This window comes from Pseudomonas sp. TH31, assembly GCF_016650815.1.
Classification (GTDB): domain Bacteria; phylum Pseudomonadota; class Gammaproteobacteria; order Pseudomonadales; family Pseudomonadaceae; genus Aquipseudomonas.
In genome coordinates, this window is the sequence record NZ_JAEKEZ010000038.1 from 390,057 (window position 1) to 403,304 (window position 13,248).

Consider the following 13,248-nt stretch of genomic DNA (forward strand, 5'->3'; position numbering starts at 1 on the left):
GGGTACTTTGGCTGCATCAGCGGACAGATTTTCACATCTGGATGCTAACTATTTGTTACAAGCCGTGGCTAAAATGCCATCTATCAACCCATGCCAATGACGGCAAGGGCTCAAGGACGTGCCACAGGGACCGCTGTTTCGTATTCAGACACTGTGCCAGACCGCTTGGCCGGCAAGGCGCAGATTGCTCACTTTTGACGTGTGACGATTGCCGTGAAAATCATCATTGCCGCTATATATGTTGTCTCCATCGCGTATGTTCATTTGCGCGGTCGCGTGCGCCACAGGCTGGGCCGCCAACTGAGCGACCACTCGACCTTTCTGGCGCCGATCAATTGCTTCCTTTATCTGTTTTCCAAAATCCCCAGCAAGCCGTACCTCAACCCGGCGGACTTTCCGGACCTGAGCCCGTTGCAGGCGAACTGGGAAGTAATCCGCGCCGAAGGCCAAAACCTGCTCAAGGCCGGGGAGATCAAGCGCTCGAACCAATACGACGACGTCGGTTTCAACTCGTTCTTCAAAAGCGGCTGGAAGCGTTTCTACCTGAAGTGGTACGGCGACAGCCATCCTTCGGCGCAAAAGCTCTGCCCGCGCACCACCGAACTGGTGCAAAGCATCGGCTCGATCAAGGCTGCGATGTTCGCCGAACTTCCACCAGGTTCCAAACTGGTGCGCCACCGCGATCCGTATGCCGGTTCCTACCGTTATCACCTGGGCCTGGACACACCGAATGATGCCGGTTGCTACATCAACGTCGATGGCCAGAACTACCACTGGCGTAATGGGGAGGCGGTGATGTTCGACGAAACGTTCATTCACTACGCCGAAAACACCACAGACCAGAACCGCGTCATCCTGTTCTGCGACGTCGAACGGCCGATGAAGTACCGCTGGGCGGCGGCGCTTAACGGCTGGTTCAGTCGTAATGTCATGGCCGCGGCGGGCGCGCCGAACGATGCGGGTGACAAGACGGGGGCGATCAACCGCTTGTTTACCAAAATCTACAAGGTTCGTTTGCGGGGCAAGGAGCTGAAAAAGCAAAACCGCACGCGTTACTACCTTGAGAAATGGGCGATTTTTGGTGGGTTGTTGGCGGTTTTCGTTCTGATCTGAGTTGTGCAGCGGGGCTGCTGGCTTCGCGGGCAAGCCTCGCTCCTACGGGGCCCGCAAACCCCCTGTAGGAGCGAGGCTTGCCCGCGAAGAGGCCATAACATTGACCGCACCTCTTACGGTTTCTTGCTGCCCAACTGCTTCCACATCTTCGCCGTAATCCTCTGCCGATGGGCATACCCCGCCCACGGATCACCTTTGAACCCCTCCAACCGCTCCAGCAAATTAGCCACGGTCCATTCCTGCGAACCGTGCAGGCTCGTCAACTCATCCCGCGCAATCGGCACCGACACCGGCAACCCTGGCCGCGCCCGAACCGAATACGCCGCCACCGTGCTGGCGCCTCGGGTATTGCGCAGGTAATCGACGAAGATCTTGCCGACCCGGTTTTTCGGGCCCATGGTCGCGGTGATCCGCTCCGGCAGTTGCTGCGCCATGAACTGGGCAATGGCTTTGGCGAAAGCCTTGACCGTCTCCCAGTCATCCTTGCGTGCCAGCGGCACGACAATGTGCATGCCTTTGCCGCCACTGGTTTTCAGAAATGCCTCCAGCCCCAGCTCATCGAGCACCGACAGGGTCAACTGAGTTGCTTCGACCATGCTTTTCCATGGCAACGCCGGGTCGGGGTCAAGGTCGAGAATAAACAGGTCCGGGGTTTCGATCCGGTCAGTGGTGGCGCCCCAGGTATGCAACTCGATTGCACCCATTTGCGCGGCCCCAATCAGTGCCGCGGTGCTGTCAATTTCCATCAGCCGCGCGTGGCCCGGGTCAAGTTCCGGATCCAGATGCCTGATGTTGGGAATGGCCAGGCGTTCAGCGTGTTTCTGGAAGAACTGTTCACCGCCAACACCTTCCGGCGCCCGCAACAGGGACACCGGCCGATTGCGCAGGAACGGCAAAATCCAGTCGCTGATGCGCTCGTAGAACTGCACCAGTTCCAGTTTCCGGGTGCCGCTGTCCTTGTCGATCACACGGTCGGGGTGAGTGATCTTGACCCCGGCGACGCTGCTGTCCGCGCTACGGGTTTTCTTTTCGCTGGCGGGTTTGCTCGCCTTTGGGGATTGTGGCTGCTCACGAACAATCTCTGTCGCCGGTTTATCAGTACGCATGGCAATGAAAGCGGCCTGGCGTACCGCACCTTCGCGAGTCCACTCGGCAAATTCGGCTTCGCATACCAGCGTCGGCTCGACCCAGTGAACGCCCCAGGCCTGAGCGGCGGTCAATGATTTACCCAACGGTGAAGTTTTACGTTCGATCTTCTGCAGTTGCCCATGAAACAGCTTCAGGTTGGCCTGATTGAATCCGGTACCGACACGTCCGGCGTAAACCAGCTCTTTATCGTCGTAAACGCCCAGCAGCAAAGCCCCGAAACCACTGCGCGAACCCTGTGGTTGCGTATAGCCAATGATCACAAATCCCTGGCGCAAACGGCATTTGAGTTTGATCCAGTCCGGGCTGCGCCTCGACACATAAGGGCTGCCGGCGCGTTTGCCGATGACGCCTTCCAGCGACAACGCACAGGCGCTTTCGACGATGTCTTGAGGGTTCGCCGTGAAGGCCTCGGAGAAGCGCACGATCTGCCGAGACTTGCGCCCAAGGGCTTTTTGCAGCGCGGCACGACGATCTTCCACCGGTAGCTCGCGTTGATCGGCATCGTGGAGGAACGGCGCGTCGAACACGAAATAAATGATGTCCACGGAGCGGCCGATCTCAAAGGCATTTTGCAGCCCCTGGAAGTCCGGAAAACCGTTGTCGTTCAGCACCACCACTTCGCCATCGAGCCAACTGCCGTCGAGCTTCATCTCGGCCAAAGCCTTGGCTTGCAACGGCAGTTTTGCGGTCCAGTCGTGGCCATTGCGGGTCAGCAGCCGCACTTGGCCGTTGTCGATGCGGGCGAGAATTCGATAGCCGTCGAACTTGATTTCATAGCGCCAGTCACCGGCCGGGACCTTGTCCACCAGCGTGGCCAGCTGTGGGGCGAGTTGCTCGGGAAGCGCGGTCGGTTCGGGCTTGACTGCTTTGGGTTTTTTTACGGTTTTCCTGGTGGTTTTGTCGCCGATGGTGGCATCACTCAACACGCTTTTTGGCAACTCGGCGACCACATCAAACTCACTGGCCGGGCGCGCCTGCTGGTCCCGCTCCTTGATCAGCAGCCATTGCTCCTTGTCGCCGCTGCCGCGCAGGTGAGTGCGCACCAGCGTCCAGTCACCGGAGAGTTTTTCGCCTATCAAGGTGAATTTGAGTTTACCGGCCTTGTAGGTTTCTTGCGGGTCGCCAATCGGTTGCCAGACGCCATGGTCCCAGACAATCACATCCCCGGCGCCGTACTGCCCTCGGGAATACGGCCCTCGAAGGTGCCGTAGCTGATGGGATGGTCTTCGACGTGCACTGCCAGGCGCTTTTGCGTTGGGTCGAGGCTTGGGCCTTTGGGTACCGCCCAGCTCTTCAGAGTACCGTCGAGCTCCAGGCGAAAATCGTAATGCAGGTTACGCGCATCGTGTTTCTGGATCACGAAACGCAGGGCCGAGGGTGCTTTTTGCCGCGCTTGGCAGGCGCTGATTCGGGCGGCTCCGAGCTGATCTCGACGTTACGTTTGCGCGTGTATTCACTCACCGATTTAGCCATGGCGGACTACCCTGTGCTGCGAGTGTCGCGGGCCGTCAGCCGCGAGAACTCTTAGTGGCTTTTTTCGCCGGAGCCGGTTTGGCAGCGGCTTTGCGCGGTTTGGCCGCCGGTTTACTGGTCGCCTTGGCGCCGAGGCTGCGTTTGAGCAGTTCGGTCAGGTCGATAACATCGGCGGTTTTACGTTCTTCTTCACCGCTGGTGCTCTCGACATCTTCGATCTTGCCTTCATGGGCCTTCTTCTCCACCAGCGCCATGATCTTGTCTTCGAAGCTGTCGTGGTAATCCTCGGGTTTCCAGTCGGCGCTCATGTCCTCGACCAGACGTTTGGCCATCTCCAGTTCGCCCTTGGCCAACTCGGGTTTGGTCACTTCACTGCCCAGCGCCAGTTCATCGAGGCTGCGCACTTGCGCCGGCCAGCGCAGCATCACCAACACCATGGCCGACTCCAGCGGCATTAGTGCCGCCAGATGCTGGCGGGTGTGCAGCACGACGTGGGCGAGGGCGACCTTGTTGGTTTTGCTCAGGGTTTCACGCAGCAGCGCATAGACCTTGCCGCCGCGTTTGTCCGGCGCCAGGTAGTAGGGGGTGTCGATGTTTTGCAACGGGATTTGTTCGCTGTCGACAAAGGCAAAGATGTCGATGGTCTGGGTCGACAGCGGGTGCGCCGAGCGGATTTCCTCTTCGCTGAGCACCACGTAACGGCCCTTTTCGTAGGCGACGCCTTTGACGATGTGCTCCTTGGTGACTTCTTTGCCGGTGACCTTGTTGACGCGTTTGTAGCCCACCGGGTCCATGCTGCGGCTGTCGAGCCAGTCGAAATCCACGCCTTGGGACGAGGTGGCCGACACCAGTGCCACCGGGATGTGTACCAAGCCGAAACTGATTGCGCCTTTCCAGATTGCCGGGCCATCGTCGTCTACTCGCAAGTGATGATCAGGTGACCTGTGGCCCTGCGCAAAAGTTTCAGCGGCGTGAGCCCCAGCCCAGCGGGGGGATCAGCGGTGCGGTAAACGGGTGTTACATCTATGAAGGAGCTTTCAGTTAACAAATCCGAACCTCGGGCGTAGCGTGGTATCGAAGACTCTATCCACGCGTACGTTGAGAGGCTCCCATGAACAGATTTGTGCTCGGTTGCACGGTGTTGGCCTTGAGCGGCTTGCTCGGCCAGGTGGCGCTGGCCCAGAGCCCGACCGGCAGCAGTAACAACAATCCCTACAACAGCCCGACTCACCGGGCCAACCCCAACAGCATGCAGGGCACGCAACCGAATGCCCCGGCCACTCGGCAGCCGACTTTCGCGCCGGTTCCGCGTCCGCCGACCGTGGAAAACGGCGGCATCGGCAACCGCTATCCCCAGGACAAAACAGCGCCTGGCGCGCCACCTAAATTCATTCCAAACCCACCGCCACGAGACTCGGACAGCAGCAACCGTTGAACGGCAGGACTGAGGTTCTGTCAGCCCTTCGAACGGCAACGCCGTTAATGAAAAAAGGAATCGTGCATGTTGCGTAAAACCCTCCTGGCCACCTTTTGCGCCAGCGTACTGATCAGCGCCGCGGCGCCCGTATTCGCGGCACCCACCCAGGAACTGAAAAGCGAACAAGGCACCCTCGAAGTCACGCCGATTACCAAAGGCCTGGAGCATCCGTGGGCCTTGGCGTTTCTCCCTGGTCGGCAAGGCATGTTGGTGACCGAACGTCCCGGCAACCTGCGTGTAGTCACCATCGATGGCAAACGCTCAGCACCGATCAGTGGCGTGCCCAAGGTCTGGGCCAAGGGGCAGGGCGGTTTGCTCGATGTGGTGCTGTCACCGGACTTCAAGCAGGATCGCCTGGTTTATCTGTCCTACGCCGAGGGCGGCGGTGAGGGCGACAAGGCTGGGACCGCGGTCGGCCGCGGACGTTTGTCCGACGACCTGACGACCCTCAAGGACTTCAAGGTGATCTTCCGCCAGGAGCCGAAACTCTCGGTCGGCAACCACTTCGGTTCGCGGCTGGTGTTCGACCGTGATGGGTATCTGTTCATCACCCTGGGCGAAAACAACGACCGCATGACCGCCCAGGACCTCGACAAGCTGCAGGGCAAGGTCGTGCGGATCTACCCGGACGGCAAGGTGCCGGATGACAATCCTTTTATCGGTCAGGACGGCGTGCGTCCGGAGATCTGGTCCTACGGCCATCGCAATCCGCAGGGCGCGGCGATCAACCCGTGGAACGGCACGTTGTGGGAAAACGAGCACGGTCCCAAGGGGGGCGACGAGATCAACGTGATCGAGCGTGGCAAGAACTACGGCTGGCCGCTGGCAACCAACGGCGTGAACTATTCAGGTGAGCCGATTCCGGAGTCCAAGGGCAAGACGGTTGAAGGCACCGTGCCGCCGCACCACGTTTGGGAAGTTTCTCCCGCTATCAGCGGCATGGCGTTCTATGACGCTGATCGGTTCAAGCCTTGGCAGCACAACGTGTTTATCGGTGCGCTGGCGAGCCAGGAACTGATCCGGTTGCAGTTCGATGGGGACAAAGTGGTGCATGAGGAGCGTTTGATGGGAGAGCTCAAGGCGCGGATTCGCGATGTGCGGCAGGGGCCGGATGGGTATTTGTATGTGCTGACGGATGAGAAGGATGGGGCGTTGTACAAGGTCGGGCTGAAGTAAGGTAAAGCGCAAAGATCGCAGCCTTCGGCAGCTCCTACAGGTGTACATCCGCCAGACCTCGGTCGAACGCGATCGGGGTAGGAGCTGGCGAAGCCTGCGATCTTTTGATCTTGCCTTTCCCGGCCCCGCTAAATTCAGTTGCGGGCATACAAAACAACCGCCGCCCTGAGCTTCCCCCGGCCAAAACTGCACATCTTCTCAAACTCCCCATGACTGACCGGCAAATGCTGGCAGTCCATCGGCTGGCGATGCTGGCTGTGGTCCACATCCGGGTCATGCAGGTAGACAAACTCCTCGTCGCAATCAGTGACCATCACCCAATGCGGCGCCTTGGAGCGCGTCAGCCGATAGCTACTGATCAACACCAGCGGTTGCCCGCCAGCGTCCAGCAACTGTGGCAGGTTCAGCGGCCCGCCAATCTCCCGTTCCACATCGGTGTCCTGCAACTGTGCGGTGAACTCTTGATGCACTAAGCGCATTACGTCCTTTTTATGCTCATCGCGTACCCCGTCGAGAAACAACGGCCCGGCCATGCTCAGTTGCAGCCGCACACGAAACCCGCGTCGCCATGCCGCCAACGCCAGCCCCTGCGGGCTGCAACCGCCGTGGCCCGAGGTCATGAATACCGTGGTCGCCTCGCGCCAGATTTGCAGTTCTTCGCGACGTTCCAGCAACCGGCCCTGTTGCAGCGCGCCCATCGCCATTAGCAAACAGGCCGGGCCGCAGGTGAAGTCGGTGGTCTGGCGGTACCACGGCACCTGGATACTGCGCGAGTCGCGGTGCTCAAGGATGCGTTTCTCCAGGCGCAGTGCGTCGGCGTGGTCCTCGTAGTAATCATGAATCAGCGCGAAACGCCTGTAGCCGTTGCGCTCATACAGGGCGATTGCAGCGGGGTTGTCGGTGCGCACTTCAAGCCGCAGGTAAGCGCAATCGTGCTCAAGGGCACAGGCCTCGATCCGCTCCAGCAACTGTTTGCCCAAGCCATTGCCCCGGGCATCGGAGGCAATGGCAATCGAATAGAGCCGCGCCAGAGACGTGCCTCGGTGGAACAGCACCACCGCGTAGCCGGCCAGTTGTTCCCCGTGTTGGGCGACCAGCAGCTCTCCATGAGCGCGAGTGATCATCCACTGAAAGCTGCGATGAGTGAGCCGATCCGTGGTGAAACATTGCTCTTCGAGTTTCAGCAACGCCGGTAAGTCTTCAACTACCGCCAAGCGAAAGACAGGATTCATATGACCACCGTAAAAGTTGCGTAACGAAACGGGACTTTCGAAAAAGTTCGTGCTTAATAGGAAAGGTCTTGTTCTCCAACGGATCAATCACTATGTCAGCGGTACAAGGTCATTGGCGCGAAGTATCCGAGCAAACTTTGCCGGCGGCAACTTATTTAAATGACGCGATCAGAACTTCAAGTCAGTTGATTATCATCGTCGAACGCAAGGAAGACTGGGCGTCGTACTTTCCCAGTGAAGACATCGTCACGGCCCAGGAATACCTGGAACAAACCCGTGACAACGAGCAGGGCAAGCGGGTCCAGGTGATCAACCTGTGCCGCAGCTACAAGTACCTGGGGCACGGTTATTACTGCTCGCTGCTGGCCGAGGCCCGGGGCACAAGGTCATTCCGTCGGTGCGGACCATCAGCGAACTGACCCGCAAATCGCTTTACGGCCTGGCGCTCGATGATCTGGATAAACCGCTGGAAAAAGCCCTCAGCAACCACCTTTACAGCGACACCGAAGGCTTTACGCTAACCCTTTATTTTGGCAAGACTAATATCGAGCCATTGCAGGATCTGGCGCGACAGTTGTTTGAAGTCTTCCCGTGTCCGATATTACTGGTTGAGTTTAGAAGAACTAACGGTTGGCACATCGAAGGTATAAAGTCCGGTGCCTTGCACAAGTTGCGCGAAGATCAGGAAGATCAGTTTGCCAACTCCCTGGACAGTTTCAGTCGCAAGATCTGGCGTGTGCCGCGCTCCCGGCGCCTGGCCCGTTATGACCTGGCGATCCTGCATGATCCGCAAGAAGCTTTGCCGCCGTCTAACGCCAAAGCCCTCGATAACTTCGTCCGGGTCGGCAAAACCCTGGGCATCGACGTCGAGCTGATCGAGCGCAAGGACTACGCCCGTATCGCCGAATACGACGGGCTGCTGATCCGCGAGACGACCAGCGTCGATAACCATACCTACCGCTTCGCCAAGAAAGCCGAGAGCGAAGGGCTGGTGGTGATGGACGACCCGGCGTCGATCCTGCGCTGCACCAACAAGGTCTACCTGACCGACTTGCTCAAAAGCCATCAATTGGGCATGCCCGCCACTGAAATCCTCTACAAGGAACGACCGGAAGACTTCGAACGGGTCGGCGAACGCTTGGGTTTTCCACTGGTGTTGAAGATTCCTGACGGCTGTTTCTCCCGGGCGTGATCAAGGTCGAGAGCCAGCAAGCCTTGCTCGAAGCCACCGCCGAACTGTTCGAACACTCGGTGCTGTTGCTGGCCCAGGAGTTTTTCTACACCGAGTACGACTGGCGCATCGGCGTGCTCAACCGCAAACCGATCTTTGCCTGCCAGTACTTCATGTCCAAGGGCCATTGGCAGATCTACAACCACAAGGCCAAGGGCTCGGACATCAACGGCGAATGCCGCACCCTGGCGGTCCACGAAGCGCCGCGTGCGGTGGTGGAGCTGGCGGTGAAGACCGCCAACCTGATCGGCGACGGGCTCTACGGCGTCGACCTCAAGCAGTCCGGCGACAAAGTGGTGGTGATCGAGGTCAACGACAACCCGAACATGGACGCCGGCATCGAAGACGCTTACTTGCAGGACGATTTGTACTCGCTGGTGCTGGAAGAGTTCGTCCGTCGACTGGAGCTAAAACGTCGCGGCCAGGCCTGGTGAGCGGCCGATGATCAAGAGCTTTCAACTGACCCACGGCGCCCTGCATGCAGTCGAACGGCTGGACGCCGAAGTGATGTTGTTCAGCAACCCCGATGCCGCCGAGCGGGACCTGCTGCACAGCCATTTCAAACTCGATGAACACGCCCTGGCCTCGGCCCTGGACCCCGACGAGGTGTCGCGCATCGAGTTTCACCCCGACAACCTGTTCCTGATCTGGAAGCGCCCGGAAAACTATTCCGGCGCCGGCAGCCTGGCCTTTGAAGTGTCGTCTTGCGGCTTGCTGTTCTCGCCGGGCCGCTTGCTGGTGATCGCCACCGACGATTCGCCGCTGCACGGGCTCGGCACCCGCCAACGGCTGAATACGCCGCTGGATGTATTGCTGGATTTGCTGTTCAACAACATCCATCACTACCTGGGCCACCTGAAGGTGATCAAACTGGTTGCCCGGAGTTGCAGCAAAAATTCAACGCCTCGATGGAAAACCAGCACCTGATCCAGATGTTCAACCTCAGCGAAAGCCTGATCTATTACATCAACGCGATCCACAGCAACGGCGCGGTGCTGACCCGGCTGCGCAACCACGCGGAAAAGGAGCACTTCAGCGCCGAGTCCATCAGCCTGATCGACGACCTGATCATCGAAAACAACCAGTGCTACAAACAGGCGGAAATCTATTCCACGGTGTTCTCCGGGTTGATCGACGCTCGGGGCAACCTGATGAATAACAGCATGAATAACCTGCTGCGCAAACTGACGTTGATCAACGTGGTGTTTTTGCCGTTGAACCTGATTGCGAGTATTGGCGGCATGTCCGAGTTCAGCATGATGACGTCCGGGACGCCGTGGTGGGTTTCTTATCCGTTGTTTTTGACGGCGATGATGTTGGGGGCAGGGGTGATGGTGCTTGGGCTGAGGCGGTTGGCCAAGTGACGGTGGTGGCTGTCAGGCCGCCATCGCGAGCAGGCTCGCGATGGCGATCTTAACGACACAAAAAATCCCGGATCAGACCTCTTGCGCTGATGGGGCAGAGACCTTGCGCTCCTGCAGCCCCCGAACCACCAAATACAACAACGGCCCGATCGACACGAAAATGGCGGTGAGCAAAAGATACGGAATTACGGACAACGCCGACCGCCCGCGCTTGCGCGTATCCCTGTACATCCAAACCCCCGCCAACGTCGCCAGCAGATACAAATCAATCACCACCTGCGCCGTATCCGGCCGCGACATCAGGCTGATGCCAAAATCGATCAACGACTGTTCCGCCGACAGCATCACCGAAACGGTGTAGCCAGCAAACGCAATCAGGGCAATCAGGGGCAGGGCGACAGACTTCATGGTTACCTTCCTTGGGGACAATGAGCAGAATAGCGAGCCTACAGAGGCCAGACAAAATTGACCATTGACTTGCCATCAGCGCCCGGCTAATTTCCAGTCATGACTTTCACCGTATTGCGCTGCCAGCCAAGCATTATTACCGCCATTCCTTATTTGGCGGGCTAGCTCACGACTGCAGCACCCAACCCGCCCTCGAGGCGGGTTTTTACTTTCTGTCTCCTGGGTCTTGAACCGGAACACGTCCGGCTCGTAGGAGCTGCCGAAGGCTGCGATCTTTTGATCTTTAAAAGCAAAAGATCGCAGCCTTCGGCAGCTCCTACGCCGGACGTGTACAACAGGAGATGAGCATGAACAGCAGCACTACCGCCCAGCAGAGCTTGCTTGAGCACTACGTGAAAAAGATTCTCGCCGCGCCGGTGTATGAACTGGCGGTGCGAACGCCCCTGCAACCGGCCCCGGCGCTGTCCGAGGCGCTGGGTAATCAGGTCCTGCTCAAGCGCGAAGACCTGCAACCGACCTTTTCCTTCAAGATCCGCGGCGCCTACAACAAGCTGGTGCAGCTCAGCGATGAGCAAAAGGCTCGTGGCGTGATCACCGCTTCAGCCGGCAACCATGCCCAAGGCGTGGCGCACGCGGCCCGTCAGTTGGGGATTGCCGCGACCATCGTCATGCCGTGCACGACGCCGGAGCTAAAGGTGCTCGGGGTGCGCAGCCGAGGCGCCGACGGGGTGCTGCATGGCGAGAGTTTTCCGTTCGCGCTGGAATACGCCCTGACCTTGGCGCAGCAAACCGGTCGTACCTTTGTCTCGCCGTTCGACGATCCGGATGTGATCGCCGGGCAGGGTACCGTCGCGATGGAAATCCTGCGCCAGCATCAAGGTCCGCTGGACGCGATCTTCGTCCCGGTGGGCGGCGGCGGGTTGATCGCCGGCATCGCCGCGTACGTGAAATACCTGCGGCCAGAAGTGCGGATCATCGGCGTCGAGTCGGAACATTCCGCATGCTTGCAGGCCGCATTGCAGGCCGGCGAACGGGTGATCCTGCCTTGCGTCGGCACCTTCGCCGACGGCGTGGCGGTGGCGCAGATCGGCGTTTATGGTTTTGAGGTTTGCCGGTTTTGTGTCGATGAAGTCATCACCGTCAGCAATGACGAACTCTGCGCGGCAATCAAGAACATCTACGACGACACCCGCTCGATCACCGAACCCTCTGGCGCATTGGCCGTGGCCGGGATCAAGAAGTACGTGGCCCAGACCGGCGTTCGGGGGCAGACCTTTGTGGCCATCGACTCGGGTGCCAACATCAATTTCGACAGCTTGCGCCATGTCGCCGAGCGCGCCGCTGTTTGCGGCGCCCCGGCGTGAGGAGCGTCAGGGCAGCATCGGGCGCAGGAAGGTGCGCTCGTAACTGACGATAAATTTTTTATCGAGCAGCAAGGCCACCAACGCCGTGCTTTGCGGATCGGTCATCGCGATGTGGCGGTAGCTTTCGTAGTCTGCCAGCGACGGAAAACTGAACAGGCAATAAGCAATATTGCTCGCGCCCTCGGACGGCAGGAAGTAGCCGTGATGAGTCCCGCCCAAGCGCTCGACGATAGCGAGCCAGGCTTTGGCGTAGGCTTCGAAGTCGCTCAGTTGGTAGGGATCGATTACATATTTGACGTGGCAGGTAATCAAAGGGCTGCTCCTGTGGCGAATGTCAGTCAGTTTGGCGCAGAACCCTGTGGGAGCGGGCTTGCTCGCGAAGGCGGCGCATCTGTCGCCATCAATGCTGGATGGGGCGGCCCCTTCGCGAGCAAGCCCGCCCCCACAAGGATTACGGTATTCAGTTATTTAGCCGGTCTACATAGCTCCTGTAGCGGCTTATTCCTGAACCGCGTTCTCGACCTTGCTCGACGCCGACCAGATCCGATAACGAACCTCAACATCCTTGGGCACATAAAGCACAATCGGCAGCTTGCTGTTATAGCGCAACATAAACCCGTCACCGACCACCGGCACGAAGTCCTTCTTCGTCTTGCCATCGGGGCAGCCCATCATCGTGCTCATCGGGCCGATGACTTTTTCCAGCCGATAAAACGGATAACCCCAACCCTCAAGATTCTTCTCTTCAAGCATCCCGCCCAAGCGCTGTTGGTTGCAATCCACGGTTAGCGTCTTGCCGGCCAGAATCTCTACCCGAAAGCCATCTTCCTGAGTCTGAGATGCCAGATGAATGACCTGACGGGTAAAACCGCTCTCGGCTTTGGGAAACGGCGCGACTTCTTCGAGTTTCGCCGCGTGCGCTGCGCACGACAGCCCGGCAACTATCAGCCCGACGGTATTGATTAAGGTCAATGAACCCATGATGCCTCCTTGCGTGTGAGTGGGGTCAGCGGATACTGAAATGTCCAGGTCGCATTTTTACCGCCGTGCGCGGCTTATGCAAACCTGTCGCCCGATCTTTGCAAATTGCAGGGCTCAAACAGTCCTTTCTTGCACATTGCATGAGGCACTTTGCTGGCACTTTCGTTAAACCTTTGATTTACCGACGAGGTGCAGAGCGAAATCCCGGGCATGTTTTATGCTGTAGCTGGTCTTAAGCTGACCGAGCGCACTTATGAGTCAGCGTAGCTACGAGAGAACG

The 13,248-nt window shown here is 58.8% G+C and carries 10 protein-coding genes and 3 pseudogenes; 7 read left to right on the top strand and 6 right to left on the bottom strand.

Annotated elements, in window-relative coordinates; translation table 11 throughout:
* Positions 1-213: 213 nt before the first annotated feature.
* Complete coding sequence (gene lpxO, locus JFV26_RS32220) at positions 214-1,113, top strand: lipid A hydroxylase LpxO (protein WP_201197564.1); 900 nt, start codon at positions 214-216, stop codon at positions 1,111-1,113.
* Between the two features lie 113 nt (positions 1,114-1,226).
* On the opposite strand, the pseudogene ligD reads toward lpxO, so the two are convergent.
* Positions 1,227-3,735: pseudogene (gene ligD, locus JFV26_RS32225) on the bottom strand (DNA ligase D).
* Between the two features lie 35 nt (positions 3,736-3,770).
* Positions 3,771-4,661 (bottom strand): non-homologous end joining protein Ku, encoded by an 891-nt coding sequence (gene ku, locus JFV26_RS32230; RefSeq protein WP_201197565.1) that lies wholly within the window; start codon positions 4,659-4,661, stop codon positions 3,771-3,773.
* A gap of 185 nt (positions 4,662-4,846) precedes the next feature.
* Between ku and JFV26_RS32235 the strand changes: the two genes are divergently transcribed.
* Positions 4,847-5,170 (top strand): hypothetical protein, encoded by a 324-nt coding sequence (locus JFV26_RS32235; RefSeq protein ID WP_201197566.1) that lies wholly within the window; start codon positions 4,847-4,849, stop codon positions 5,168-5,170.
* 66 nt (positions 5,171-5,236) lie between these two features.
* Positions 5,237-6,388 (top strand): PQQ-dependent sugar dehydrogenase, encoded by a 1,152-nt coding sequence (locus tag JFV26_RS32240; RefSeq protein ID WP_201197567.1) that lies wholly within the window; start codon positions 5,237-5,239, stop codon positions 6,386-6,388.
* Between the two features lie 134 nt (positions 6,389-6,522).
* Here JFV26_RS32240 and rimI read toward each other — a convergent pair whose 3' ends face one another.
* Positions 6,523-7,620, bottom strand: a complete 1,098-nt coding sequence (gene rimI / locus JFV26_RS32245; RefSeq protein WP_201197568.1) for a ribosomal protein S18-alanine N-acetyltransferase — start codon at positions 7,618-7,620, stop codon at positions 6,523-6,525.
* 92 nt (positions 7,621-7,712) lie between these two features.
* Between rimI and JFV26_RS32250 the strand changes: the two are divergent.
* From JFV26_RS32250 to JFV26_RS32255, 3 genes and pseudogenes are all read left to right on the top strand, one after another.
* Positions 7,713-8,812: pseudogene (locus JFV26_RS32250) on the top strand (RimK family protein).
* The gene (locus tag JFV26_RS33970) at positions 8,809-9,285 is read left to right on the top strand and encodes an ATP-grasp domain-containing protein (protein ID WP_342215507.1); all 477 of its coding nucleotides are present in this window, start codon (positions 8,809-8,811) and stop codon (positions 9,283-9,285) included. Before JFV26_RS32250 ends, JFV26_RS33970 begins: the two are co-directional and overlap by 4 nt.
* A gap of 7 nt (positions 9,286-9,292) precedes the next feature.
* Positions 9,293-10,215 (top strand): annotated as a pseudogene (locus JFV26_RS32255) (magnesium transporter CorA family protein).
* Between the two features lie 72 nt (positions 10,216-10,287).
* On the opposite strand, the gene JFV26_RS32260 reads toward JFV26_RS32255, so the two are convergent.
* Complete coding sequence (locus tag JFV26_RS32260; protein ID WP_201197569.1) at positions 10,288-10,623, bottom strand: DUF2834 domain-containing protein; 336 nt, start codon at positions 10,621-10,623, stop codon at positions 10,288-10,290.
* Between the two features lie 347 nt (positions 10,624-10,970).
* Between JFV26_RS32260 and ilvA the strand changes: the two genes are divergently transcribed.
* Positions 10,971-11,987: a threonine ammonia-lyase, biosynthetic gene (gene ilvA, locus JFV26_RS32265; RefSeq protein WP_201197570.1), complete on the top strand. Its 1,017-nt coding sequence runs from the start codon at positions 10,971-10,973 to the stop codon at positions 11,985-11,987.
* Between the two features lie 6 nt (positions 11,988-11,993).
* Here ilvA and JFV26_RS32270 read toward each other — a convergent pair whose 3' ends face one another.
* Together JFV26_RS32270 and eco are read right to left on the bottom strand one after the other, a co-directional pair.
* Positions 11,994-12,299 carry an NIPSNAP family protein gene (locus tag JFV26_RS32270; protein ID WP_201197571.1) on the bottom strand — a complete coding sequence of 102 codons (306 nt, stop codon included), beginning with the start codon at positions 12,297-12,299 and terminating at the stop codon, positions 11,994-11,996.
* A 186-nt stretch (positions 12,300-12,485) separates the two neighbouring features.
* Complete coding sequence (gene eco / locus JFV26_RS32275) at positions 12,486-12,968, bottom strand: serine protease inhibitor ecotin (RefSeq protein WP_201197572.1); 483 nt, start codon at positions 12,966-12,968, stop codon at positions 12,486-12,488.
* Between the last annotated feature and the right edge of the window lie 280 nt (positions 12,969-13,248).